This window comes from Methylomonas rivi (assembly GCF_024505165.1).
Taxonomy (GTDB): Bacteria; Pseudomonadota; Gammaproteobacteria; order Methylococcales; family Methylomonadaceae; genus Methylomonas; species Methylomonas rivi.
In genome coordinates, this window is record NZ_JANIBK010000025.1 from 1 (window position 1) to 23,621 (window position 23,621).

At 51.7% G+C, this 23,621-nt stretch carries 27 protein-coding genes; 25 read left to right on the forward strand and 2 right to left on the reverse strand.

The genetic code is table 11. The annotated features are described in order from the left end of the window. Positions 1 to 62: 62 nt before the first annotated feature. The 25 genes from NP596_RS06880 (at position 63) to NP596_RS07000 (ending at position 21,947) form a co-directional block, all read left to right on the forward strand. Positions 63 to 737: a hypothetical protein gene (locus NP596_RS06880; protein ID WP_256614556.1), complete on the forward strand. Its 675-nt coding sequence runs from the start codon at positions 63 to 65 to the stop codon at positions 735 to 737. 277 nt (positions 738 to 1,014) lie between these two features. Next, a complete protein-coding gene (locus NP596_RS06885; protein WP_256614557.1) occupies positions 1,015 to 2,001 on the forward strand; it encodes a transaldolase in 987 nt (328 codons plus the stop codon). A gap of 105 nt (positions 2,002 to 2,106) precedes the next feature. Further along, positions 2,107 to 3,183 (forward strand): class II fructose-bisphosphate aldolase, encoded by a 1,077-nt coding sequence (gene fbaA / locus NP596_RS06890; protein WP_256614558.1) that lies wholly within the window; start codon positions 2,107 to 2,109, stop codon positions 3,181 to 3,183. Positions 3,184 to 3,458: 275 nt separating this feature from the next. Beyond that, positions 3,459 to 3,986 carry a flagellar basal body-associated FliL family protein gene (locus tag NP596_RS06895; protein ID WP_256614559.1) on the forward strand — a complete coding sequence of 176 codons (528 nt, stop codon included), beginning with the start codon at positions 3,459 to 3,461 and terminating at the stop codon, positions 3,984 to 3,986. Further along, positions 3,987 to 4,967 (forward strand): flagellar motor switch protein FliM, encoded by a 981-nt coding sequence (fliM, locus tag NP596_RS06900; protein WP_256614560.1) that lies wholly within the window; start codon positions 3,987 to 3,989, stop codon positions 4,965 to 4,967. Between the two features lie 19 nt (positions 4,968 to 4,986). Further along, positions 4,987 to 5,433 carry a flagellar motor switch protein FliN gene (gene fliN / locus NP596_RS06905; protein ID WP_256614561.1) on the forward strand — a complete coding sequence of 149 codons (447 nt, stop codon included), beginning with the start codon at positions 4,987 to 4,989 and terminating at the stop codon, positions 5,431 to 5,433. Positions 5,434 to 5,462: 29 nt separating this feature from the next. Further along, positions 5,463 to 5,873, forward strand: a complete 411-nt coding sequence (gene fliO / locus NP596_RS06910; RefSeq protein WP_256614562.1) for a flagellar biosynthetic protein FliO — start codon at positions 5,463 to 5,465, stop codon at positions 5,871 to 5,873. After that, entirely contained in the window at positions 5,866 to 6,621 is a 756-nt protein-coding gene (gene fliP / locus NP596_RS06915) for a flagellar type III secretion system pore protein FliP (protein ID WP_371927913.1), read from the forward strand. Before fliO ends, fliP begins: the two co-directional genes overlap by 8 nt. Before the next feature lie 16 nt (positions 6,622 to 6,637). Beyond that, positions 6,638 to 6,907: a flagellar biosynthesis protein FliQ gene (gene fliQ / locus NP596_RS06920; RefSeq protein WP_256614563.1), complete on the forward strand. Its 270-nt coding sequence runs from the start codon at positions 6,638 to 6,640 to the stop codon at positions 6,905 to 6,907. Next, positions 6,904 to 7,680, forward strand: coding sequence for a flagellar biosynthetic protein FliR (gene fliR, locus NP596_RS06925; RefSeq protein ID WP_256614564.1), 777 nt, complete (start codon positions 6,904 to 6,906; stop codon positions 7,678 to 7,680). The genes fliQ and fliR overlap by 4 nt, the downstream gene beginning before the upstream one ends. Further along, a complete protein-coding gene (gene flhB, locus NP596_RS06930) occupies positions 7,680 to 8,807 on the forward strand; it encodes a flagellar biosynthesis protein FlhB (protein ID WP_256614565.1) in 1,128 nt (375 codons plus the stop codon). The genes fliR and flhB overlap by 1 nt, the downstream gene beginning before the upstream one ends. Before the next feature lie 18 nt (positions 8,808 to 8,825). After that, positions 8,826 to 10,931 (forward strand): flagellar biosynthesis protein FlhA, encoded by a 2,106-nt coding sequence (gene flhA, locus NP596_RS06935; protein WP_256614566.1) that lies wholly within the window; start codon positions 8,826 to 8,828, stop codon positions 10,929 to 10,931. 20 nt (positions 10,932 to 10,951) lie between these two features. Beyond that, complete coding sequence (gene flhF / locus NP596_RS06940) at positions 10,952 to 12,367, forward strand: flagellar biosynthesis GTPase FlhF (protein WP_256614567.1); 1,416 nt, start codon at positions 10,952 to 10,954, stop codon at positions 12,365 to 12,367. 40 nt (positions 12,368 to 12,407) lie between these two features. Beyond that, complete coding sequence (locus NP596_RS06945) at positions 12,408 to 13,232, forward strand: MinD/ParA family protein (RefSeq protein WP_443192352.1); 825 nt, start codon at positions 12,408 to 12,410, stop codon at positions 13,230 to 13,232. An 11-nt stretch (positions 13,233 to 13,243) separates the two neighbouring features. Next, on the forward strand, positions 13,244 to 13,975 hold the full coding sequence (locus tag NP596_RS06950; protein WP_256614599.1) for an RNA polymerase sigma factor FliA: 732 nt from the start codon (positions 13,244 to 13,246) through the stop codon (positions 13,973 to 13,975). 165 nt (positions 13,976 to 14,140) lie between these two features. Then, complete coding sequence (locus tag NP596_RS06955) at positions 14,141 to 14,515, forward strand: chemotaxis response regulator CheY (RefSeq protein ID WP_443192354.1); 375 nt, start codon at positions 14,141 to 14,143, stop codon at positions 14,513 to 14,515. A 17-nt stretch (positions 14,516 to 14,532) separates the two neighbouring features. Continuing rightward, complete coding sequence (locus NP596_RS06960) at positions 14,533 to 15,255, forward strand: protein phosphatase CheZ (RefSeq protein WP_256614570.1); 723 nt, start codon at positions 14,533 to 14,535, stop codon at positions 15,253 to 15,255. A gap of 10 nt (positions 15,256 to 15,265) precedes the next feature. Then, positions 15,266 to 17,473, forward strand: coding sequence for a chemotaxis protein CheA (locus tag NP596_RS06965; RefSeq protein ID WP_256614571.1), 2,208 nt, complete (start codon positions 15,266 to 15,268; stop codon positions 17,471 to 17,473). 192 nt (positions 17,474 to 17,665) lie between these two features. Further along, positions 17,666 to 18,412, forward strand: a complete 747-nt coding sequence (locus tag NP596_RS06970; RefSeq protein ID WP_256614572.1) for a flagellar motor protein — start codon at positions 17,666 to 17,668, stop codon at positions 18,410 to 18,412. Positions 18,413 to 18,427: 15 nt separating this feature from the next. Beyond that, positions 18,428 to 19,342 carry a flagellar motor protein MotD gene (motD, locus tag NP596_RS06975; protein ID WP_256614573.1) on the forward strand — a complete coding sequence of 305 codons (915 nt, stop codon included), beginning with the start codon at positions 18,428 to 18,430 and terminating at the stop codon, positions 19,340 to 19,342. Continuing rightward, the gene (locus NP596_RS06980) at positions 19,339 to 20,142 is read left to right on the forward strand and encodes a ParA family protein (RefSeq protein ID WP_256614574.1); all 804 of its coding nucleotides are present in this window, start codon (positions 19,339 to 19,341) and stop codon (positions 20,140 to 20,142) included. Before motD ends, NP596_RS06980 begins: the two co-directional genes overlap by 4 nt. Then, complete coding sequence (locus tag NP596_RS06985) at positions 20,139 to 20,834, forward strand: chemotaxis protein CheW (RefSeq protein ID WP_256614575.1); 696 nt, start codon at positions 20,139 to 20,141, stop codon at positions 20,832 to 20,834. Before NP596_RS06980 ends, NP596_RS06985 begins: the two co-directional genes overlap by 4 nt. 18 nt (positions 20,835 to 20,852) lie before the next feature. Beyond that, positions 20,853 to 21,326 (forward strand): chemotaxis protein CheW, encoded by a 474-nt coding sequence (locus NP596_RS06990; RefSeq protein ID WP_256614576.1) that lies wholly within the window; start codon positions 20,853 to 20,855, stop codon positions 21,324 to 21,326. 25 nt (positions 21,327 to 21,351) lie between these two features. Then, the gene (locus tag NP596_RS06995; protein WP_256614577.1) at positions 21,352 to 21,528 is read left to right on the forward strand and encodes a hypothetical protein; all 177 of its coding nucleotides are present in this window, start codon (positions 21,352 to 21,354) and stop codon (positions 21,526 to 21,528) included. After that, positions 21,528 to 21,947 carry a DUF2802 domain-containing protein gene (locus NP596_RS07000; RefSeq protein ID WP_256614578.1) on the forward strand — a complete coding sequence of 140 codons (420 nt, stop codon included), beginning with the start codon at positions 21,528 to 21,530 and terminating at the stop codon, positions 21,945 to 21,947. Before NP596_RS06995 ends, NP596_RS07000 begins: the two co-directional genes overlap by 1 nt. A gap of 6 nt (positions 21,948 to 21,953) precedes the next feature. On the opposite strand, the gene NP596_RS07005 is transcribed toward NP596_RS07000, so the two are convergent. Together NP596_RS07005 and NP596_RS07010 are read right to left on the reverse strand one after the other, a co-directional pair. Continuing rightward, entirely contained in the window at positions 21,954 to 22,784 is an 831-nt protein-coding gene (locus NP596_RS07005) for a glycosyltransferase (RefSeq protein ID WP_256614579.1), read from the reverse strand. 2 nt (positions 22,785 to 22,786) lie between these two features. Next, complete coding sequence (locus NP596_RS07010; RefSeq protein ID WP_256614580.1) at positions 22,787 to 23,620, reverse strand: glycosyltransferase family 2 protein; 834 nt, start codon at positions 23,618 to 23,620, stop codon at positions 22,787 to 22,789. Position 23,621 lies beyond the last annotated feature (1 nt).

Consider the following 23,621-nt stretch of genomic DNA (forward strand, 5'->3'; position numbering starts at 1 on the left):
TAATAGATTGGAGCTTGATTTTTCAAGCTCCGGTTAGGTTCAACGAATCATAGGTGATAAACGTGAAAAATAATAAATTGACTAAAGCCGTTTTGGCAGCATTAGTATTTGCTAGCACTTCCGTATTGGCGGCTTCGGATTATCCGGCCGCGGACTTCCAGCCAAAGGTGGTTTTTAGCGACGAAAGCGCGCAAAGCGCTCCTGAATCGAAACCGGCAGCTGCCGCAGTGGAGGAAGAAGCGGAAGCGGACCCGAAATATCCGGCTACTAACTTCCAACCGAAAGTGCTTTATAAAGATGCGGACTATAAACATAGCGCGGCGGTGCCAAGCGCGGCGGGCTCTTCCGCAAAATCCGCATCAGCTACGGTGTCTGCTGCAAGCGCGGAACTGGAAGTGATAGAAAACGAAAAAGCGGCTTCGTCCGATTTTTCCTATATCGGATTGATTGCTTTGGCCGCAATAGGTTTTGTGGTTTATAGTAAAAAATCCGGCGGACAAGCGGCGGTATCATCGGCCGCGGGCGATTATGTTGCCGCTACCGGCGCTACCGGCGTGGAAAAATACTTGGAAAAAATGGGTGCCAATAAAACCGGTGTTGACAAGTATTTAGAAAAGCAAACAGCAAATCCATCAACTGGCGTAGCTAAATATATGGCTAAACAGATTGTGAAAGACAGAGAAGCTGCGGCGGCAAGAGCAACTGGCGTTGAAAAATATTTGCGCGATAAAGGTTAATTGATTGTTTCGGAACCGAGGGGCGGAAATGGGTTTCCGCGCAAGGGCTCCAAAAATTAGTTAGCAGGTTATTGTTGAAGGATCGCCACAAGTTGCGCCTTAAGAGTCTGCCGATGCAGTCCGGGGTTGCGATGAGTGGCGATTTTGCTTTTGCATACAAACCACATAAACAGTTTTTTCAAATATTCCTATAAGAAATCAAGTTGCGTCTACGACAGATAAGCAGCTGTTTTAAGTACGGGAACCTCCATTTAAACTACACAACGAGGACACTTTCATGGCAAGAAACTTACTTGAGCAACTTCGCGAAATGACAGTAGTGGTCGCGGATACCGGCGACATCCAAGCTATTGAAACATTTAAACCACGCGATGCAACCACCAATCCGTCTCTGATCACCGCTGCGGCGCAAATGCCGCAATATCAAGGTATTGTCGACGATACCTTGAAAGGTGCGCGCGCGACTTTGGGGGCCGGTGCTGCGGCCGCGGAAGTCGTATCTTTGGCATTCGACCGTTTGGCAGTGTCTTTCGGTCTGAAAATTTTGGAAATCATCGAAGGCCGGGTTTCGACGGAAGTTGATGCGCGCTTATCTTTCGATGTCGACGCTACCATTGCGAAAGGTCGCGATCTGATTAAGCAATACGAAGCGGCCGGTATTTCCAAGGAGCGCGTGCTGATTAAAATTGCCGCGACTTGGGAAGGTATTCAAGCGGCGGCTGTTTTGGAAAAAGAAGGCATTCATTGCAACCTGACATTGTTGTTCGGCATGCACCAAGCGATTGCTTGCGCGGAAAACGGCATCACTCTGATTTCGCCTTTCGTGGGACGTATTCTGGATTGGTACAAAAAAGATACCGGTCGTGATTCTTACGCTCCAGCTGAAGATCCGGGCGTATTGTCAGTGACCGAAGTTTATAACTACTATAAAAAATTCGGGTACAACACCGAAGTAATGGGCGCAAGCTTCAGAAACATCGGCGAGATCACCGAGCTGGCCGGTTGCGATTTATTGACGATTGCACCCTCTTTGTTGGCTGAACTGCAATCCGTCGAAGGCGATTTGCCGCGTAAACTGGATCCTGCCGCAGCCGCGGGTGCATCAGTGGAAAAAATCAACGTGGATAAAGCGACTTTCGAACGCATGCACGAAGAAAACCGCATGGCCAAGGAAAAATTGGCCGAAGGTATCGATGGTTTTGCCAAGGCTTTGGAAACATTGGAAAAATTATTGTCGGACCGTTTGGCCGCTCTGGAAGCTTAAAGATGACCTAGCCCCGTGTAAGTTACCCTTGCACGGCGCGCTTCTATTTGCAAGGCCGCCGAATCGAGTACGCGGCCTTCATTTATTGATAACAGGATAAATTGCATGACAAAAATTTTAGATGTTGTAAAACCCGGTGTCGTTACCGGTGAAGATGTACAAAAATTGTTCGCGCTCTGCAAGGAAAATAGCTTTGCATTGCCCGCGGTCAACGTGATCAGTACCGATACCATCAATGCGGTTTTGGAAGCCGCCGCAAAGGCGAAATCGCCTGTCATTATTCAATTTTCAAATGGCGGCGCGGCTTTTATGGCCGGTAAAGGTCTGAAATTGGAAGGTCAAGGCTGTTCTATCGTCGGCGCGATTTCCGGCGCTCATCACGTACACCGCATGGCGGAACTGTACGGCGTGCCCGTGATTTTACATACCGACCATGCGGCGAAAAAACTGCTGCCATGGGTAGACGGCATGCTGGACGAAGGCGAAAAATTCTTTGCCGCAACCGGTAAGCCTTTATTCAGCTCGCACATGCTGGACTTGTCCGAAGAAAGTCTGGAAGAAAACATCGAGACTTGCGGTAAATACCTGGAACGCATGTCCAAAATGGGTATGACGCTGGAAATCGAACTAGGCTGCACCGGCGGCGAAGAAGACGGTGTCGACAATAGCGGCATGGACCACTCCGCGCTGTACACTCAGCCGGAAGACGTGGCATATGCTTATGAGCATTTGAACAAAATCAGCCCTAATTTCACGATTGCGGCTTCATTCGGTAACGTACATGGGGTTTATTCGCCGGGCAACGTTAAACTGACGCCGGCAATTTTGGATAATTCGCAAAAATACGTGTCCGAAAAGTTCGGTTTGCCGCCTAAATCGTTGACTTTCGTATTCCATGGCGGTTCCGGCTCTTCTCCGGAGGAAATCAAGGAATCCATTAGCTATGGCGTGGTTAAGATGAACATCGACACCGATACCCAATGGGCAACCTGGGAAGGCGTGATGAACTTTTACAAGAAAAACGAAGGCTATTTGCAAGGCCAAATCGGCAACCCCGACGGTGCCGATAAACCTAATAAAAAATACTATGACCCACGGGTATGGCAACGTGCCGGTCAAGAAGGTATGGTTGTCCGCTTGCAACAAGCTTTCCAAGAATTGAACGCGGTAAACTCGTTGTAATCTTTACGGATGGCGGAGAGCCCGTTCTCCGCCATCCGTCGTCTATTTGCAGGACTGTCTAAATTTTGACGCTTGCAACCCCCTCCGAATAAGATTCAAAGCGTTCCTCGATAACGTCCGGCAAGCGAGCGGTTTTTGGCTGTTGCTTGGAGCATCCTTCTAAAACAATGTTTTTTCTTGTATTATCGATACGGATTTAGCTAACGGTAACGAGCAATAAATGGCGGTCCGGAAGTTTGGCGCATTTAATGCTTATTCATTTACAAGGGCAGGGTATGGCTGATACTGAACCAAAAGACGCTGAAAAAAAGTCATCAAAAAAACTAATCATCATCATCGCGGTAACGGTCTTGTTACTGGGCGGCGGAGCCGGCGGTTATTTCTTTTTTATGAATAAGCCGGCCGATTCGGCACAAACCGATAAAAAAGACGAGGCTAAGTCAGCCGAAGAAGAGAAAAAAGAAGAAGAAGCCGATCCAGCTTTGGCGGAACAGTATTACGAGTTGAGCGATCCCTTATTGGTCAATTTTCCGCCGAATGCCGGTGCCAAAATTGTCAAAGTGTCTGTAACCGTATTGGTTAAAGGCGAAGCAAACGCTACGGCGCTAAAGAAACACGAACCCATGATTCGGAATAATCTATTGATGGCAATCAGCTCGCTGGGCGCGGACAAGGCTAAAACGTTGGAAGGTAAGCAGGAATTGCAAGCAACGATGTTAACCGAGATAGGAAAGGTAATGGAACTGATGACGAAGAAGAACCCGGTTAAAGCGGTCTATTTTACTGAATTTGTAATGCAATAAATGTCTACCGCGGATTTACTCTCCCAGGATGAAATCGACGCGCTGCTGCACGGCGTTGACGATGGCGACGTCGATACCGGCCACGAGGACGAAGGGCTTAATAAAGCCGCTAGACTCTATGACTTCAATAGCCAGGAGCGCATCGTTCGCGGCAGGATGCCCACGCTCGAAATGGTCAACGAGCGGTTCGCCCGCTATTTTCGGATTGCCTTGTTTAACTTTTTGCGGCGGGCGGCCGAAATTTCGGTATCCGGCATTCAGGTACAAAAATTTTCCGAGTTTATCCAGGGCTTGTTTGTACCGACCAATCTGAATGTGATTCGCATGTCCCCCCTGCGGGGACGGGCGCTGATCGTTATGGAACCACGGTTGGTTTTTACCGCGGTAGACAATTTTTTCGGCGGTGGCGGGCAGTTTTATAACAAGGTGGAAGGCCGGGAATTTACGCCGACGGAAATGCGGATCATCCGCCTGATTATCGACATGATCTTCAAGGATCTGGCGGAGGCATGGAAGCCGGTCATGGATGTGGATTTCGAATATCTCAATTCGGAAGTCAATCCGCAGTTTGCCAATATCGTCAGTCCCTCCGAAATCGTGGTGATTTCGACCATCCACGTGGAACTTGAAGGCGGCGGCGGCGATATTAATATTGCCATGCCGTACACCATGATAGAACCGATCAGAGAATTGTTGGACGCAGTGACCAGCGACAGGGGCGAGGTCGACGGGCGCTGGCAGGAATCGCTCAGGATCGAAATTATGCGCAGCGAAGTGACGGTGACCAGTAAGCTGATAGAAAAGGAAATGCATATCAGCGATGTGATCGAGCTGAAAAAAGGCGATGTGATACCCATTGATATGCCGGAAACGGTATTGCTGGAAGTCGAAAACGTACCGGTTTTTAAAGGTAAGCTAGGCTTATCGGATGGCAACTACGCCATTGAAATAGTTGAGAAAGTAAATTTAGATAATTTGTGACGGTTTAGGCGAATCAGAAATGAGTGAAAACGATGAAATAGGCGATGATTGGGCGGCCGCCATGGAAGAACAGGCGGATACTGATGCCGATTGGGGCGACGCCTTGAAGGAACAGGCCACTGGCTCTAAAGGTTCCGGAGGATACGAGGCCGCCGGTTTTCCGAATCTCGAGGACGTCAAGCAAAAGACGTATACCAACGCCGATGAAGTAAAACTGGACGTTATTTTGGATGTGCCGGTAACCGTTTCGTTGGAAATCGGCAGGACCAAAATCAACATCAGAAATTTATTGCAGCTTAACCAAGGTTCGGTCGTTGAACTCGACCGGTTTGCCGGCGAACCCATGGACGTGCTGGTGAACGGCACGTTGGTCGCTCATGGCGAAGTCGTGGTGGTCAACGATAAGTTCGGTATTCGCTTAACCGATATTATCAGCCCCTCCGAACGCGTTAGAAAGCTGGGTTGATGGTAAAAACGCAGCTATTTGTTTTTACGATGGCCGTATCGGTAGCCGGGTCCGGTTATGCCGGGGATGCCGGTGCGGCAAAGCAGTCCGCAAATATCATATCGTATGCGGATGCGTTGCAATGGCTATTGGCGTTGGTGGTTGTGCTGGGCTTGTTTGGGAGCCTTATCTGGCTGTTGCGCAAAAGCGGCGGCCTGTCTTTAGCCGGAAAGGGCCAGTTGAGCGTCATATCCGGTTTGTCGGTCGGTGTACGCGAAAAGCTGGTACTGGTAAAAGTGGGTGAAAAGCAATTATTGCTAGGGGTAACGCCGGGCAGAATCGATAAGTTGCTTGAGCTGGAAGGCGATGCCCGTTTATTTCAGAATCAGGAAAATCCGCAAGTCAACGGGCTTTTTGCGCAAAAATTACAGCAAGTGTTGCAAGGAAAGTCCGATGTATAAAATGCGGATACTGTTGAGCGGGTTGGTTGCCTTTCTGTTGAGTATGCCGGAACTCGTCTGCGCGGCTACGCCGGGCATAGACGCGATTACCGTAACCACCAATCCCAAGGGTGGCGAAACGTATACGGTGACGATTCAGATTTTGGCCATTATGACCATGCTGACCTTGCTGCCGGCATTGTTGTTAACCATGACTTCCTTTACCCGCATCATGATTGTGCTGGGCTTATTAAGGCAGGCCTTGGGTGCGCAGCAGGCGCCCAGTAATCAGGTGCTGCTGGGGTTGTCGCTGTTTTTGACTATCTTCATCATGATGCCGGTGTTGGAAAAGGTCAACGATACGGCTGTACAGCCTTATCTGGAAGAGAAAATGGATGCCGTTACCGCGTTGCAAACCGCGTCCGAGCCTTTTAAACAGTTCATGCTCAAGCAAACCCGTGAAAGCGATATCGACATGTTCGTCAGAATCTCGGGCAAGGAGCAAATCAACAAGCCTGAAGATGTGCCTTTTTCCCTACTGCTTCCCGCCTACGTCACCAGCGAACTAAAAACCGCCTTTCAGATCGGTTTTCTGGTGTTTTTGCCGTTTTTGGTGATCGATTTGGTGGTGGCCAGCGTGTTGATGTCGATGGGTATGATGATGCTGTCGCCGATGATCGTGTCCCTGCCGTTTAAAATCATGCTGTTTGTATTAGCGGACGGATGGTCGCTGGTGCTGGAAATGCTGGCGGCCAGTTTTTATGTTTAACGTTGCGGTTGTTTAAATGACCCCCGAAACCATATCGGTAATCGCCCAGGAAACGGTCATGGTGGCGCTGAAAATTATGGGGCCGATTTTATTGTCTTCCTTGGCTATCGGCTTGTTGGTTTCGATGTTTCAGGCGGCAACCTCGATTCAGGAGCAAACCCTTACCTTTATTCCGAAACTCGCCGTCATAGTCGTGGTATTGATGATTGCCGGTCCGGGTATGTTGCAAATGCTCATCGATTATTTTCAGGATTTGATGCGCGAAATTCCTAATTTGATAGGATGAATTTTCAAGAAGACGAACTTATCGCCTATCTTGCCTCGTTCGTTTGGCCGTTCATGCGGGTCAGCGCCATGTTTATATCCATTCCCGTTTTTAGCGTCAATAGCATTCCGGCCAGATTGAAAGTGATGCTGAGTATGTTGATCACCTTCGTCATTGCGCCCACGTTGCCGGAAATGCCGGCGGTCGAGCTGTTTAGTTCGGCGGGCTTGGCCGTAAGCGTGCAACAGTTGATGATAGGGATTTCCACCGGTTTTATTTTACAAATGGTCTTTTCAATTCTGTTGTTTGCCGGGCAGTCGATAGCGTACAGCATGGGCTTGGGTTTTGCGTCGTTGGTCGACCCGGCTACCGGCCTACAGACACCGGTAATTGCCCAGCTTTTTGTGATCGGTTCCAGTTTGTTGTTTTTAGCCGTGGACGGGCATTTGCTGCTTATCGAGATGTTGGCGCAGAGTTTTCACAGCTTGCCGGTAGCTGCCGATGGCTTGGAAAAAGCCAATCTATGGCAAATCATTGCCTGGAGTAGCCGGATTTTTGCCGACGGCGTGTTATTGGCGTTACCCATCATGGCAACCCTGCTGTTTGTCAATATCAGCTTCGGCATTGCCTCGAAAGCCGCGCCGCAATTACAACTGTTCGGTATCGGTTTTCCAATCACTATTCTGTTGGGCATGCTGCTCATCTGGCTCGGATTAGTCAGCATGCTGGAAGGTTTTGCCGACAAATTGCAGGACGGGTTCGTGCTGGTTAGCCAAGTGTTGAGAATGAACTGATGGCGGACGATTCCGGCCAGGACAAAACCGAAGACGCCACCAGCAAGCGGCTTTCCGAGTCGCGCAGGAAAGGGCAAGTGCCGCGTTCCAAGGAACTGAACACCTTCGTCACCTTGATCGTCAGCGCTGCCTTGTTTTTTTACATGGGGCAATACATGGTACAGGGCTTGCTGAAAATGATGCGGCATCAATTCGACCTGTCCCGCGAAGCGATTTTCGACCCGATGACGCCCGTCATGTATTTCAAGCTGGCTTTTTCGGAAGGCTATGCGGTGGTTTTACCGCTGATGATCATTCTGATGATCGCCGATTTATTGACGCCCCTGTTGATGGGCGGCTGGAATTTCTCCAGCGAAGCCTTCGAGCCTAAATTCTCCAAACTGAATCCGTTACAGGGCATAAAAAAGATTTTCGGTATTCAAGGTGTGGTCGAGTTAATCAAGGCCATGATCAAGGTGGTTCTGATCGGCTTTGTGGCCTGGAATTTGTTTAAGGTGTATTTCGACGATTTCATGACCTTGGATAGGCTGAGCCTTGAGCATGCCATGACGCGGGCCGGCGATATTATCGTCATGTCGGTGCTGGTGCTGAGCGCAACGTTTTTATTATTGGTATTGATCGACGTGCCCTACCAATTATGGAATCACCAGCGGCAGCTGAAGATGACCAAACAGGAAGTGCGCGACGAAAACAAGGAAACCGAAGGCAGTCCGGAAGTCAAGGGCAAAATCCGCCAAATGCAGATGCAGGCCGCGCAGCGGCGGATGATGGAGGCGGTGCCGAGTGCCGATGTTATCGTGACCAATCCTACGCACTTTGCGGTGGCGTTAAGGTATGACCAAAACAGCGGCGGGGCGCCCGTGCTGGTGGCGAAAGGCGCCGATTTGGTGGCGGCGCAAATTCGTAATCTGGCCTTAGCCAATAAAGTGCCGCTGGTGGCGGCGCCGTCTTTAGCCCGAGCCTTATATTATTCCACCGAATTGAATCAAGAAATTCCGCGCGGATTGTTTTTGGCGGTGGCGCAGATACTGGCCTATGTTTTTCAGCTCAGGGCGGCGACCCAAAACGGCTGGAGCAAACCGGCGCCGCCCAGCGATGTGCCGGTCCCCGACGACTTTCGCCAATAACATCGAATTAAACCGATCATGGATTTTGCAAAAATTATCGCTACCTTGAAATCGCTGACAGGCATGGGCTTGGGCGCGCCGCTGGTTATCCTGATGCTGCTGGCATTGTTGGTGCTGCCATTGCCGGCCTTCATGCTGGATCTGTTTTTCACTTTCAATATCGCCTTTTCTCTGATTATCCTGTTGGTGGTGATCTACAGCATGAAACCGCTGGAGTTTGCCTCATTCCCCACCGTGATTCTGGTGGCGACCTTGCTGCGGCTGGCGCTGAATGTGGCCTCCACCCGGGTGGTGTTGATGAAGGGCCACGAAGGCGGCGATGCCGCCGGTAAGGTTATCGAAGCGTTCGGCTCGTTCGTGATCGGCGGCAACTTTGCCGTGGGTATCGTGGTGTTCGCGATTTTAGTGGTCATCAACTTCGTGGTCGTCACCAAGGGCGCCGGGCGGGTGGCCGAGGTCAGCGCCCGGTTTACCCTGGATGCCATGCCCGGTAAGCAGATGGCGATCGATGCCGATTTGAATTCCGGCTTGATCAATCAGGACGAGGCGCGCGCCAGACGGGAAGAAGTGGCGGCCGAGGCGGATTTCTACGGCTCCATGGACGGTGCCAGCAAATTTGTGCGCGGCGACGCGGTGGCGGGCATTATTATTTTGTTCGTCAACGTGATCGGCGGTTTGGCTATCGGCGTGGGACAGCACGATATGAACTTTGCCGACGCGGCCAATGCCTATGTGTTATTGACTATCGGCGACGGTTTGGTGGCGCAGATCCCGGCTCTTTTGCTGTCGGTGGCATCGGCCATGGTGGTGACACGGGTGCGCGGCAGTAAGCAGGACTTGGGGCAACAGGTCTCCGCCCAGTTGTTCCAGGACCCCAAGACCTTGATTGTCACCGCTTGTGTGATGGGTTTGCTGGGTATCATTCCCGGCATGCCCAATATGGTGTTTATGTTGTTGGCGGGCGCCTTGGGCGGCGCTGCTTATTTAATTGACCACAGGCGCAAACTGGAAGAAGAAAAGGCCCTGGAGATGGAGCGCATCGTCTCGCCGCAGCAGCAATTGGCCAAGGCCGAGGTCAAGGAGCTGGGCTGGGATGACGTGATGCCGGTGGATACCATCGGTCTGGAAGTCGGTTATAGGCTGATTCCGTTGGTGGACAGAAATCAAGGCGGGCAGTTGATGACGCGTATAAAAGGGGTGCGGAAAAAGCTGTCTCAAGAACTGGGCTTCCTGATTCCGTCGGTACACATCCGCGACAATCTGGATTTATCGCCGACCGCTTACCGCATTTCCTTGATGGGGGTTACGGTCGGCGAGGCGGAAATCATTCCGGAAAAGGAAATGGCCATCAATCCCGGGCGGGTGTTCGGCAATCTGCCGGGCGTGGCTTGTAAAGATCCGGCTTTCGGTCTGGATGCGGTATGGATAGAGCTGGCGCAAAAAGACCACGCCCAAACCTTGGGGTATACCGTGGTCGACCCGGGTACCGTGGTGGCAACCCATCTCAGCCATATTTTGCAGAGTAATGCCTACGAATTATTCGGATATGAAGAAGCGCAACAGTTGTTGGATAACCTGTCCAAGGTGGCGCCTAAATTGGTTGAGGATTTGGTGCCCAAAACCTTGCCGTTGGGCGTGGTGGTAAAAGTCCTGCAAAACCTGTTACAGGAAAAAGTTGCGATACGCGATATGCGGACGATCGCCGAAACTTTGGCGGAGTACGGGGCCAGGAGTCAAGATCCGGACATCTTGACCTCGGCGGCGCGGGTGGCGCTGGGGCGCTCAATTGTCCATGAAATCAATGGGGTACAGGTGGAGATTCCTGTCATTACGCTTGATCCTAGTCTGGAACAGATATTGCATAAGTCATTGCAGACGGCGGGCGAAGGCGGTGCGGGGTTGGAACCCGGTTTAGCGGAACAAATGCACCAGTCGCTGGAAGAAAGCGCTCAGCGCATGGAAATGGAAGGGCAGGCGGCGGTATTGCTGGTGTCGTCCTTCATCCGGCCTTGGCTGGCACGCTTCGTTCGTCATTCCATACCCGGTTTGCATGTGTTGGCATACAACGAAATTCCGCAGGATAGGCAAATCCGGGTGGTTTCGACGGTAGGTCAGCGGGCTTAATGATTTAAAGAGGACAGGCGATGAAAATTAAACGCTTTTTTGCGGCGGATATCCGTCAGGCCATGCGCATGGTGAAAGAAGAATTGGGCGCCGACGCGGTAATCATGTCCAATCGTTCCGTCGATGGCGGCGTGGAAATCGTCGCTGCCCGCGATTTCGACGAAGAGGTGATACACAAAAACCTCAAGCAAAAACAAGAGGAAGAACTGATCGCCAAGCGGTTGAAAAAATACGATTTGCCCGAATTTTCGGGCGATGAAAAGCCGGCCCATTTAGTCAGCAGCGCGCGTAAAAAAGGTAACGAAGTCGAAAACCCGCTACGGCGTAATCTGGACCAATATATCGGATACGCCGAAAAAGTGCAGCTAGGCAGCGCCAGTGCGCAAAAAATTTCCGAAAAACTTAAGGTTGCCGAAAAGGTGGCCGAAAAACCCGCTTGGGCCGCAAATACGAATACGGTTCGTAAACCCGTGGTTGCCGAAGCGCCTAAACCCGCGCAAATAGCATCTTCCGATAAATTCATGGAGGAGATGCGCAAGGAAATGAAAGATATGCGGGCGTTGCTGGATACGAAATTATCCGGCATTACCCATTTGCCGCTGCCTGGCGAACAATCATTGCGGCAGGCGTTGCAGGAACGGTTGCTGGATTGCGGATTTTCCAAAAACTTGGCCGGTAAAATTACCAATCGCTTGGGTAACCATAAACAATTCGATGTTGCGCTAGCCAAGTCGCAGGAGATGTTGGCCAGAGTGGTGCCGATTGCCGACGACCGTTTGCTGGAGCAGGGCGGTATCGCCGCCCTGGTGGGTTCAACCGGCGTCGGTAAAACCACGACGATTGCCAAACTGGCCGCGCAGTTCATGTTGAAACACGGCTCGCGGCAAATTGCCTTGATTACCACCGATAATTACCGGATTGGCGCCCACGAGCAAATCAATACCTACGGTAAAATTTTGGATGTGCCCGTGCGGGTGGCCGGCGATGCGGACGAGTTGCGCCAACATATCGACAGTTTATCCGATAAACGCTTGATTCTGATCGATACCGCCGGCATGAGCCAGCGCGACTTGCGTCTGGCGGAGCAAATTAAAACCTTGCAGCACGGCGATCTGCCTATTCAATCCTATTTGGTGATGTCCGCTACAACCCAATATAAGGCGGCTTTGGAAATTATGGACGCGTTCCGGATACTTGAGCCGCAAGCAACTATACTTACCAAGTTTGACGAAGCGGTCAGTAAGGCGACGGCTTTGTCGGCATTGATCGAACGGCGCATGCCATTGTCGTTCATCACCGATGGGCAGCAAGTGCCGGAAGACATTTATGTGCCGGATGCCGAGGCCCTGATGCAGCAATGTTTGTTGCAAGAGGATGACGAACAGTATACGGACCCGATGAATTACGATCAGTGGATGGCTGAAAGCCATGCATAAGTCACAAGACCAGGCAGCTGGAATAAGGCGAATGAGACAAATGAAACCCGTGCGTGTGATCGCCGTGACCAGCGGCAAAGGTGGGGTGGGCAAGACCAATTTATCGGTCAATATCGGCGTGGCCTTGGCTAAGGCCGGGCGGCGGGTGGCGATTCTGGATGCGGACATGGGCTTGGCCAATGTCGATATTTTATTGGGTATGTTCCCGGAATTTAATTTATCGCATGTGTTAACGGGCGAGAAAACGCTGAAAGAGATTATGATGACCGGCCCCGCCGGCGTAAAAATTATTCCGGCGTCCTCGGGAATTCAGCGGATGTCTGACCTAAGCAGTGTCGAGCAAGCCGGAGTGATTCGCGCTTTCAGTGAAATTGACAAGGAACTGGATGTGTTGATTGTCGATACGGCGGCGGGCATTTCGGCCAGCGTGGTGAATTTTGCCCGCGCCTGCCAGGAAATTGTCGTGGTCGTATGCGACGAGCCGACTTCGCTGGCCGATGCCTATGCCTACATCAAATTATTGAATCGGGATTACGGTCTCAACAGTTTTCATATCATTACCAATATGGTGCAGTCGGCCGAGCATGGTCAGGCCTTGTTCAATAAATTGAGCAAGGTAACCGACCGTTATCTGGATGTGGCGCTACAGTTTGTCGGAGCGGTGCCGCAGGACGACTACCTGAAAAAATCCGTCCAAAAACAAACCCCGGTGGTGGAGGCGTTTCCGCAAAGCAAATCGGCCTTGGCGATTAAAAATCTGGCCCGAAAAATCGATCATTGGCCCATCAAGCCTAAAGCCGGCGGCTATCTGGAATTTTTTGTCGAGCGCATGATTCAGTATAGTGCCCGGGAGGATGTGGCGTGACCGGAGCGGCAATGTATGCTGCGATGCAGGCTGGAAGCACCGACGATTTGGTGATTCAGCACGCGCCGTTAGTAAAGCGCATTGCCTACCATTTAATGGGGCGTTTGCCCGATACCGTGCAAATCGACGATTTGATTCAGTCGGGTATGTTGGGTTTGCTGGAAGCGCTGAAACATTACGATGCGGGGCAGGGCGCCAGTTTCGAGACCTATGCCGGGATTCGGATTCGCGGCGCGATGCTGGACGAATTGCGCCGCGCCGACTGGACGCCCCGCTCCGTGCATAAGAAGGCGCGCATGGTTGCCGAGGCGATACGCGAAGTGGAAAACCAAGTGGGTCGCGACGCCAAGGATAGCGAAGTCGCCGGCCATATGGGCATGGAGCTGGGCGAATATCGGCAGATACTGCAGGATACCGTATCCTGTAAAACCTTTAGCGTTGAAGAGTTGCTGCAAGGGGAGGACAGCATCATCGACGATATTCATGGCGAATATTTGCCCGAGGAGCAATTGATTCAACAAGGCTTTCGGCAAGCTTTGGCCAAAGCTATCTCCGAGTTGCCGGAAAGAGAGCGTCTGGTCGTGTCGCTCTATTACGATGAGGAATTGAACCTGCGCGAGATCGGCCAAGTATTGGAAGTGAGCGAATCCCGGGTGAGCCAGATATGCAGCCAAGCCATGTTGCGGCTGCGGGCCAGGCTTGCAGATTGGTTGGAAGGGAAAGATAATGGCGCAAACGCGTAGGCGGGCGCAAAAATTAGGGTTTTGTTCGGTGTGAAGGTAGAAATTATACCTATGGTAAATTCTGATTAAGTCCCGGGCTTGCCTAAGCGAAAGCGGAATCAACTTGTTCGGAAATTCCTATAAATTATGACGTGATCTGGGTGGAGATTATCCTTGGATAAAAACATGAAAATTCTGATTGTTGATGATTTTTCAACAATGCGGAGAATAGTAAAAAACTTATTAAAAGACCTTGGGTTTACCAATACCGTGGAAGCAGATGACGGCAAATCCGCATTGCCGATTCTGGAGAAGGGCGGTATCGATTTTCTGGTGACCGACTGGAACATGCCGGGTATGACCGGTATAGACTTGTTAAAGGCGGTACGTTCCAATCCGCACTTGGCCAACCTGCCGGTACTGATGGTGACGGCCGAAGCCAAACGCGAGCAGATTATCATGGCGGCTCAGGCGGGCGTTAACGGTTATGTCATCAAGCCTTTCACGGCTGCTACCCTTAAAGAGAAAATCGAAAAAATTTTTGAACGTATCGAAGGCTAACCCCGGGAGCGAAATACATGAAGAGTGACCTTCTGAGTTTAGCCAAAGATTTGGTTGCGGCGTTGGAAAACGGTGACCAAATTGTTGCGGACGGCTTGTTGGATGAATTGGCGGGGTTACGGGAAACCCAGTTATTCAAGGAAATCGGCCGTTTAACCCGGCAATTGCATGACACCATGGTGAGCTTTAGCGTGGATGCTAAAATTGCCGCCATGACCGAGCACGATATTCCCGATGCCAAAGAGCGGTTACAGTATGTGATACACATGACCGAGCAGGCGGCCGACCAAACCCTGACGGCGGTGGAAAATCTGGTCCCTATCTCTCAGCAGTTGAACGATCGGGTGGCCTTGCTGTCCGGAAAATGGGGGCGTTTTCTGGATAGGGAAATGCCGCTGGACGAATTTAAATCGATGAGTGCCGAGATATCCCTGCACTTCAAAGAATCCAAAACCGGGCTGGAGCAAGTGCAGTCCGGCTTGAACGACATTTTAATGGCGCAGGGGTTTCAGGATATTACCGGACAAATTATCCGCCGCGTGATCGATCTGGTGCAGGAATTGGAGATCAGCATGGTTAAATTGATCAGTATCTCCGGGCGCAGGAGCGGCGATCCGGCGACGGTTCAGGCCCATACCGAGCTGCCCGGCCCCGTGGTGCCGGGGGTGGATGATAGAGAAGGCGGTGTTGCCACCAGTCAGGTCGATGTCGACGATTTATTATCCAGTCTAGGTTTCTGAGGAATAAGACATGTCGATTGATCTGGACGATGAAATTTTACAAGATTTTCTGGTGGAAGCCGGAGAGATTCTTGAAAAGCTGAGCGAACAATTGGTTGAGCTTGAACAATCGCCGGATGATTACGATTTGCTTAATGCTATTTTTCGAGGTTTTCATACCGTTAAAGGCGGCGCGGGTTTTTTAGCGATTCACGAGCTGGTCGAAATTTGCCATAGCGCGGAAGATGTTTTCAACGTGTTGCGGCAAGGGGACCGGAAAGTCACTCCGGACCTGATGGACGTTATTTTGCAAGTCCTGGATATCGTCAACGAGATGTTTTCTCAAGTCCGGGCAGGGCAATCCCCGCATACCGCGCCGGCGGATTTGCTGACGCGATTAAAATCCTACGCCAGCGCGGATGCCGGGCCGGCTGCCGCCCAGCCGGCCGGTACCATTGAGCCGGCGCTTCTCGCCGATGAGCCCATAGCCGAAAGCGCTTCCGCCTTGGATCAAGTGGCACGGGAATTTGAGGCCATGCTGGATCCCGACGAATTGACGGCGGGCGCGGAATCCGGCGCGGATGACGATATTACCGAGGAAGAGTTTGAGGACTTGCTCGATGCCCTGCATGGCAAGGGCGGCTCTCCCACGGCCAAAGCCTCGACGCCCGCCCCACCCGCCGCTAAAGAGAGCGGTGACGACGAGATTAGCGAGGACGAATTCGAAAATCTGCTGGATGAGTTGCACGGCAAAGGACAATTCAAGGCGCCGGTATTGCCTAATAATCCTCCGGCCGATTCGGGCGACATTACCGAGGAAGAGTTCGATCAGTTGCTGGATGAATTGCACGGCAAGGGTAAATTCGATCCCGCCGCCGTACAACAAAACCTGGAGTCGATTCCCTCCCCGCCACCGCCCGAACCGATAAAACCGCAAGCGGCCGAGCCGGGGAAAACGGCGCCCGAAAAAACTCAAGCCGTTGCCGGGCAGGAAAAACCGATAGCCAAAGCCGGCGTTGGAGATACTGTTGCCGCGGACAAGGCCAAACCTCCCGCCGCCGCCCAGGCCGATACCACGGTGCGTGTCGATACCCAAATTCTCGACGATATTATGAATATGGTCGGCGAATTGGTTTTAGTGCGTAACCGCTTCCAAACCTTAAAGGCCTCCTCGGAAGCCGGCGAGCAATTATCCAAGGCCATTTCCAATTTGGATGTGGTGACGGCCGATTTGCAACTGGCCGTCATGAAAACGCGCATGCAGCCGATCAAAAAAGTATTCGGCCGTTTTCCGCGGGTGGTGCGCGATTTGGCCAGAAGTTTGAAAAAGGAAATCCGGCTGGAATTGATCGGCGAAGAAACCGATTTGGACAAAAACCTGGTGGAAGCCCTGGCCGATCCCTTGGTGCATTTGGTCCGTAATGCCGTGGACCACGGTATCGAAATGCCGGATGAGCGCGCGGCAAAAGGCAAGCCGCGCGAAGGGGTGGTGATACTCAAGGCTTCTCAGGAAGGCGATCATATCCAGCTGTCCATTCAGGATGACGGCAAAGGCATGAACCCTGATGTGTTGCGTGCCAAGGTCGTTGAAAAAGGTTTGATGGATGAGGAAAGCGCGGCCAGACTGGACGACAAGGAATGTTACAACCTGATTTTCCTGCCGGGATTTTCCACTAAGGTCGAAATTTCCGACGTTTCCGGCCGTGGCGTGGGCATGGATGTGGTGAAAACCCGTATCGCGCAAATGAACGGTGTGGTGGAAATCAATTCCATGGAAGGCAGGGGTAGCACCATCATCATCAAAGTACCGTTGACGCTGGCTATCATGCCGACGCTGATGGTTAAGCTGCGCGGGCAGGCGTTTGCGCTGCCGTTGGCGAGCGTGTTGGAAATCTTGGATTTAGACCTGACTAAAACCAATAAAGTCGATAACCAATTGGTGGTTATGGTCAGAAACAAGGCCCTGCCGTTGTTTTATTTGAGCGAATGGCTGGTCAACGATCCGTATTACACCATAGACAAGCAGGCCACCAGTAGCCATGTCGTCGTGGTCAATGCCGGCGGCAGACAGGTCGGTTTTGTGGTCGATCAACTTATCGGTCAGGAAGAGGTTGTCATCAAGGCCTTGGGTGCCAAGCTACAGGGCATGGAAGGTTTGGCGGGTGCAACCATTACCGGTGACGGCAAAATAGCCTTGATTCTGGATGTGCCGGGGTTGATGAAAAAATACGCCAGTTAATCCCGCCGGACGTTCAATGTGGCGGCATAAGCATGCGTCGGCTGTTTGACGGGTTGGAAGGGAATATTTTTTCGCTGCAAGCAAGTAATACTGTCGAAAGACGAGAGCCGGGGGCCATGTTTGGCCGACAATGACGTCGGCAAAAGCCCGTTACCCGGATAATTTGGCCCGCGCATTTTAATAGTTGAATTGATGGATATTCTAAGCATCATTGGAGTTCTGGTCGGGTTTTCCTCCATCATCGGCGGCAATCTGATGGCGGGCGGCGAACTGGATTCCCTGATAAATTTTCATGCCTTTGTGATTGTGGTGGGCGGAACCTTGGGCGCGACGCTGTTGCAATTTCCGCCCAAGGTTTTTTGGCGCGGATTGCAGATCAGCGCGTGGATTTTAGTGCCGGAAAAACTCCAAATGAGTAAGCAGATCGACAAGATTGTGCATTGGAGCTCGATGGCCAGAAAAGAAGGCCTTTTAGGATTGGAAACGGTCATCGATAACGAAAAAGACGGTTTCGCCAAAAAAGGTTTGCAGCTATTGGTCGACGGCAATGAGCCGGAAGTAATCCGCGATTGCCTGGAAGTGGAACTGGCAACCAAGGAGCATTTGGATATGCAGGCGGCGAAAGTGTTTGATGCCATGGGTGGGTATTCGCCAACCATTGGCATCATCGGCGCGGTTATCGGCCTGATTCATGTCATGCAGAATCTGGCCAAGCCGGAATTGCTGGGTAGCGGGATTGCCACGGCTTTTGTGGCGACCATTTACGGTGTCGGCTTGGCAAATCTGTTGTTTATCCCTATTGCGAACAAACTAAAAGCCCATATCTTCAGGGCTTCTCAAGCGCGGGAAATGGTCATCGAAGGCATTTCGTCGATTGCCGAGGGTGAAAATCCGCGCAATATCGAATTAAAGCTGTCCGGCTTTCTGTTGGAAAAATAGTTTTCCGGATTGATTATGGCCAGACGCAGAAAAAGGATAATTGATGACGGGGAACATCCGGATCGCTGGATGGTGTCCTTTGCCGACTTCATTACCTTGCTGTTTGCGTTTTTTGTAGTGATGTATTCGATTTCATCGGTCAACAAGGGCAAGTACGAAACGTTTTCCGAATCGCTCGACCAGGCTCTGTTCCATAACGAAAAAGTGCAAAAAGAAGCCGAGCCGATTCAGATCGGTACGATTCCGACCCGCATACAGCCTATTGAGCTGCCCAATTTGGTGACGGTCACCGAAGAAGAGCACCAACTCAGCGAAGAAATCATGGAAGAAAAGCGCCGCCTGAATGAAGTGTCCGATGAATTTCAACGGGCCCTGCAGCCCTTCGTCGAGAGCCAGCTGGTGGGCATCAAAAAGCACGATTTTTGGGTTGAGTTGGAAATGAACAGCGAATTGCTGTTTGCCAGCGGCAAGGCCGAATTATCCGTCAAGGCTCTTCCGGTGCTGGAGAAAGTGGCCGAGGTCGTGCGAGGCGTGCCCAACGTCATTAATATCGAAGGATATACCGACGATGTGCCGATTTCTACCGGCATTTATCCGTCCAATTGGGATTTGTCGTCGGCGCGCGCCACCAGCGTGGTAAAGGAATTAATTAAAAACAATATTCCGCCTACCCGTTTATCCGCGGTCGGCTATGGAGAATTTCATCCCATTGCCGATAACACATCCGAGGAAGGGCGATTTAAGAATCGCCGTGTCGTTTTGGTGTTGATGTCGCAAGCATTTGCCCGCTACGGCATGACGGATAACGAACGGGCCAAGGCCTTAAAATTAGCGCCCCAAACCGAGGATGATCCGGCCCAACCAAGGGCCGCTCCTCCACTTTTACCCGAACCCTCCCCAAGGACGCCTGAAATTCCGGCTCAATTATGAAGATATGGTCTGTTTCCAATCAAAAAGGCGGCGTGGGCAAAACCACTTCCGTGGTGACGCTGGGAGGCTTGCTGTCGTCTTGGGGTTTCAGAACCTTGTTGGTCGATTTGGATCCGCACGGCTCCTTGACCAGTTATTTCAAAATGAATCCCGATGAAGTCGAGCTTGGCGTCTATAACTTGTTTCGGGATACCAGCGAGAAAAAAAAGCATGTCGATCCGGCTATCTACATAGCCCAAACCGAATTTGACGGCTTGGCCGTGTTGCCGGCTTCGACCGCCATCGCCACCCTGGACAGGCAGGTGGCGCAGATGGGCGGGATGGGCTTGGTGGTGGCGACGGCACTGGGCAAATTAAAAGATCGCTATGACTATGTCATTATCGACAGCCCGCCGATGCTGGGTGTGTTGATGATCAATGCACTGGCTGCATGCGATCATTTGATTATTCCGGTTTTAGCCGAGTTTTTGGCCCTGAAAGGTTTGGACAGAATGGTGCATACCATTAATATGGTGTTTCATTCCCGCAAAACCGCGCCCAAATTTACCATCGTTCCGACTATGTTCGACAAGCGTACCAAGGCAGCCAGGGAAAGTCTGGTGGCTTTGCACCAGCAATATCCGTATAACGCCTGGGAGTCGGTAGTGCCGGTCGATACCAAAGTACGGGATGCCAGCCGCGAAGGGGTGCCCTTGCCGATATTCGATAAAACCGCCAAGGCGGTTGAGGCCTATTCGGCATTATTGGAACTATTATTGCTTGAAAAATCCGGAGACAAACCTTTGGCGACTCGGACATGAGGCAAACAAAACCACCGCAGCAGCAGATCGTACAGCAAAAGCTGGCCCTGGACGCTTATCTGAGCACGTTGCTGGATGAAGTGCCCGAGGCGGTTCCGTCCGATGAACGGGCCGGAGTCGTTACGAAGCCGTTGGAAAAAGCGGTGGAGCCGGCGGTTCAGCAGGTTATTGCTACGCAGCCGCTGCAAAACGAACGGGTTGCGTTTGAAAAGCCGGTTAAACTTCACCCGCTATCGGTAATGCCGGATTGGGCGCAGCATGAATTTCAAGCCTTGTTTTTTAAAGTTGAACATTTGATTCTGGCCGCGCCACTGACAGATTTGTCACGCACCATCAAAATCGACCGCAAGCCCGGTAAAATACCCGGGCAGCCCTCGTGGTTTCTGGGTTTGCTCGATGAAAACGACAGCCGGATAGGGGTGTTGGACACCGGACAATTGATCTTCGGAAAGCTGCGCGGCAGCCAGCGAGATTTGGAAGCAAACCCCTTTAAAAGCATTTTAATTACTCAGGACAAGCGTTGGGGGCTGGCATGCGACGAAATTTTGTCGATAGGCAAGTTAAAACCGGATAAAGTCCGCTGGCGCACCAGCCGGCAAAAAAAGCCCTGGCTGATTGGCACGGTGATAGAAGAATTAACGGCTATTATCGACTTGCAAGAGTTGGTACCGCATCGAAAAAGAAAAACCTAACCCTTTTGGATAAACGACATGAGCGAAGATAGAAAACAAAGCGACCCCATCATGCAGTGGGTGACTTTTTGCCTGGGCGATGAAAAGTACGGTATTAACGTCATGCAGGTGCAGGAAGTATTGCGTATCACCGAGATAGCCCCCGTGCCCGGCGCGCCGTCTTATGTTTTGGGCATTATCAATCTGCGCGGTAATGTGGTCACGGTCATCGATACCCGCAATCGCTTCGGCTTGCCTTCCAAGGAGCCCGACGATGCCGCCCGCGTGGTCATTATCGAAACCGACAAGCATATCATCGGTATTTTGGTAGACAGCGTGGCCGAGGTCGTGGAAATGCGGGCGTCGGAAATCGAAACCGCGCCGAATGTCGGTAACGAAGAAAATTCCAAATATATCCAAGGCGTGACCAGCCGCGATAACAAACTGTTGATTTTGGTCGATTTAAACAGATTCCTCAGCGAAGATGAAAAAGCAGAATTGGATATGTTCTAGGGCTTTCTAGTTTTGGTATGCAGCCATGTCGGAAATACCCCCAATATCGCCAAGCCCGGTATTGCCTATCGTGCATAAAGTTGAGCGCGAAAAAGAGCGCGACAGGGACAAAGGCTCGCGGAAACCTAAAGGCGGTTCAGGGGCAGACCGACAATCGCCGCAAAATGAGCAAGCCGCTCAACATATCGATGAAATCGTGTAATGAATGAGACCGTTTTGCTGGCGATTGCCGGCGTGGTATCGGCGCTGTTTGCGCTCACGGCCGTTGCCTTGGTTTTGCTTTGGCGTCGGCAAAAAAGGCTTACACAGGAGTATCGGTTCCTGCGTTCGCAATTGCAGCGCAGCAGCGACGACGTGGCGGGGCTTTGCGCTGCCGCCATTGCGGTCGATAAGCGCTTGTCCGAAAGCGAGTCGCATTTAAATCGCATGCTTGAGGTTGTCAATGCGCCCCAACTTCAGCGCGAAGCGCTCGCCGCGGCAGTGGAAGAGGAGCCGCAGGGCGGTTATGCGTTGGCCATCGAAAAAATTCGCCGCGGTGCCGGTCTGGACGAGCTGGTAAAGAGTTGCGGATTAACCCGCGACGAAGCCGTGTTGCTGATGCGCTTGCATGGGCGGCATTAACACAGGTTATTGAATTTGGGTTGTATATTGGTCTACACCGGCTTGTGCCCGAATTAAGGATTTCTGATTCAGACGGTCCATTAGGCGTTGGTAATTCCGGTCGTGCCGGCTGCGGTCGTTATGTGGATGCCAAAGATGGAAAACGGGCACGGCAAAGCGGCCTTCCTTGCGTCTAACGCCTGAATGGATCAGGCGTATCACTAAATCCGAGTCTTCGTACCCCCAGCCCTCGAAGACTTCGTCGAAACCGTTAACAGCCATAAAATCGGTTTTCCAAATCGCCAAGTTGCAAGTCATGGCTTTTTGCCACAATTCGGGGTGGCGATAGCGCCAATGGCGGAATGGCAAACGGACTAACGGCAATACGCGATTGATACGCCTGTGTAACCACAAGCCTAAAAAAAATCCCAATGACCCGCTGTGTAAAGCTATGTGCCGGTCCAGGACTTGGTGGGTATACGCTTCGGCTACCAACACCCGGTTGCCGGGGACGAAATAACCGGTTTCGGCCAAGTCGCGGTGGCGGGAGATAAAGCTCGGTAAAGCGACGCAGTCTCCGTCCATGAATAGCAAGTAATCGCCCTTGCTGAGCGCAGCGGCCTTGTTGCGTATGGTGCCGGCCCGAAACCCCTTGTCTTCGTGACGGACATGTCGTATCGGAATGTGGCTGCGCTGTTGAATGCCGGCTATTAATTGTTGCGTCGGCGCGCTTGAACCGTCGTCGGCAATAATGACCTCAAAATTGCCGTCTTGCTGGGCCAATAAACTGGCAAGGCAGGCGGCAAGCGCTTCCGGCCAGTTATAGGTGGTTACAATGACCGAAATCAGGCTGGGCATGGCTAGTTTGGATCGCGAGTTTCTGTGGTGGCAAGATTGTCAACGGGTTTCCAGCTTTGTTTTGCCGTTGCCGCTTTGGCGTAACGGTAAAAAGTACCTTCAAAATTTCCGAAGGCCAGTACAAACCCTGCCCAACCGTCCAGAAAACCCAGTTTCAACACATAAATCCGGAAAAACGCCCATAAGCCGTGTCCAAGGGCGGTGCCCATGCCGGCCGCTTTGCCGCTGCGTTCCAGTTTGCGGGCACCCAGCGTGGAATAACGCTGCATTTTATGCAGCAATTGCTCCAGGTTCTGAAAAGGTATCTGAATAATGGCGGATTTAAAGTAACCGACTTTACCGTTAACTTTATAGCCTTCATGAACTTCCGCCGCGTCATCGAATATCAAGGCCGGTTTACGGAATAATTGCGGCTGGCGGTAATCCGGATACCAGCCGCAATGGTTGATCCAGCGGCCCATGAACCAATTGCGCCGGGGGACATAGTAGGCGTCTGCCGTGGGGTTTCGCAAAATCGCTTGAATTTCGGCCCTTGCCGCCGGCGTGCAGCGTTCATCGGCGTCGAGGCTGAAAATCCACTCATGCGTGCAGGAAGCTATGGCATCGTTGCGCAATTTACCGAAGGTGGTGAAGGGAATTTGCTTGACGGTCGCACCCAGCTCCCTGGCTATGCCAGCGGTGTTATCGCTGCTATTGGAATCGAGTACCAGCACTTCATCGGCCCATTGCACGCTTTGAACCGCATCGGCAATTTTATCCGCTTCGTTGTAAGCGATGATGTAGACACTGAGTTTGGGGGCGGTGGCCGGCAGATCGGTTGGAGTAGATTCAGGCATT

Bases quoted from the DNA above. Each gene is read 5' to 3' on its own strand.
- NP596_RS06885 (WP_256614557.1), top strand. From the start codon at position 1,015: ATGGCAAGAAACTTACTTGAGCAACTTCGCGAAATGACAGTAGTGGTC.
- fbaA (WP_256614558.1), top strand. From the start codon at position 2,107: ATGACAAAAATTTTAGATGTTGTAAAACCCGGTGTCGTTACCGGTGAA.
- NP596_RS06895 (WP_256614559.1), top strand. From the start codon at position 3,459: ATGGCTGATACTGAACCAAAAGACGCTGAAAAAAAGTCATCAAAAAAA.
- fliM (WP_256614560.1), top strand. From the start codon at position 3,987: ATGTCTACCGCGGATTTACTCTCCCAGGATGAAATCGACGCGCTGCTG.
- fliN (WP_256614561.1), top strand. From the start codon at position 4,987: ATGAGTGAAAACGATGAAATAGGCGATGATTGGGCGGCCGCCATGGAA.
- fliO (WP_256614562.1), top strand. From the start codon at position 5,463: ATGGCCGTATCGGTAGCCGGGTCCGGTTATGCCGGGGATGCCGGTGCG.
- fliP (WP_371927913.1), top strand. From the start codon at position 5,866: ATGTATAAAATGCGGATACTGTTGAGCGGGTTGGTTGCCTTTCTGTTG.
- fliQ (WP_256614563.1), top strand. From the start codon at position 6,638: ATGACCCCCGAAACCATATCGGTAATCGCCCAGGAAACGGTCATGGTG.
- fliR (WP_256614564.1), top strand. From the start codon at position 6,904: ATGAATTTTCAAGAAGACGAACTTATCGCCTATCTTGCCTCGTTCGTT.
- flhB (WP_256614565.1), top strand. From the start codon at position 7,680: ATGGCGGACGATTCCGGCCAGGACAAAACCGAAGACGCCACCAGCAAG.
- flhA (WP_256614566.1), top strand. From the start codon at position 8,826: ATGGATTTTGCAAAAATTATCGCTACCTTGAAATCGCTGACAGGCATG.
- flhF (WP_256614567.1), top strand. From the start codon at position 10,952: ATGAAAATTAAACGCTTTTTTGCGGCGGATATCCGTCAGGCCATGCGC.
- NP596_RS06945 (WP_443192352.1), top strand. From the start codon at position 12,408: ATGAAACCCGTGCGTGTGATCGCCGTGACCAGCGGCAAAGGTGGGGTG.
- NP596_RS06950 (WP_256614599.1), top strand. From the start codon at position 13,244: ATGTATGCTGCGATGCAGGCTGGAAGCACCGACGATTTGGTGATTCAG.
- NP596_RS06955 (WP_443192354.1), top strand. From the start codon at position 14,141: ATGAAAATTCTGATTGTTGATGATTTTTCAACAATGCGGAGAATAGTA.
- NP596_RS06960 (WP_256614570.1), top strand. From the start codon at position 14,533: ATGAAGAGTGACCTTCTGAGTTTAGCCAAAGATTTGGTTGCGGCGTTG.
- NP596_RS06965 (WP_256614571.1), top strand. From the start codon at position 15,266: ATGTCGATTGATCTGGACGATGAAATTTTACAAGATTTTCTGGTGGAA.
- NP596_RS06970 (WP_256614572.1), top strand. From the start codon at position 17,666: ATGGATATTCTAAGCATCATTGGAGTTCTGGTCGGGTTTTCCTCCATC.
- motD (WP_256614573.1), top strand. From the start codon at position 18,428: ATGGCCAGACGCAGAAAAAGGATAATTGATGACGGGGAACATCCGGAT.
- NP596_RS06980 (WP_256614574.1), top strand. From the start codon at position 19,339: ATGAAGATATGGTCTGTTTCCAATCAAAAAGGCGGCGTGGGCAAAACC.
- NP596_RS06985 (WP_256614575.1), top strand. From the start codon at position 20,139: ATGAGGCAAACAAAACCACCGCAGCAGCAGATCGTACAGCAAAAGCTG.
- NP596_RS06990 (WP_256614576.1), top strand. From the start codon at position 20,853: ATGAGCGAAGATAGAAAACAAAGCGACCCCATCATGCAGTGGGTGACT.
- NP596_RS06995 (WP_256614577.1), top strand. From the start codon at position 21,352: ATGTCGGAAATACCCCCAATATCGCCAAGCCCGGTATTGCCTATCGTG.
- NP596_RS07000 (WP_256614578.1), top strand. From the start codon at position 21,528: ATGAATGAGACCGTTTTGCTGGCGATTGCCGGCGTGGTATCGGCGCTG.
- NP596_RS07005 (WP_256614579.1), bottom strand. From the start codon at position 22,784: ATGCCCAGCCTGATTTCGGTCATTGTAACCACCTATAACTGGCCGGAA.
- NP596_RS07010 (WP_256614580.1), bottom strand. From the start codon at position 23,620: ATGCCTGAATCTACTCCAACCGATCTGCCGGCCACCGCCCCCAAACTC.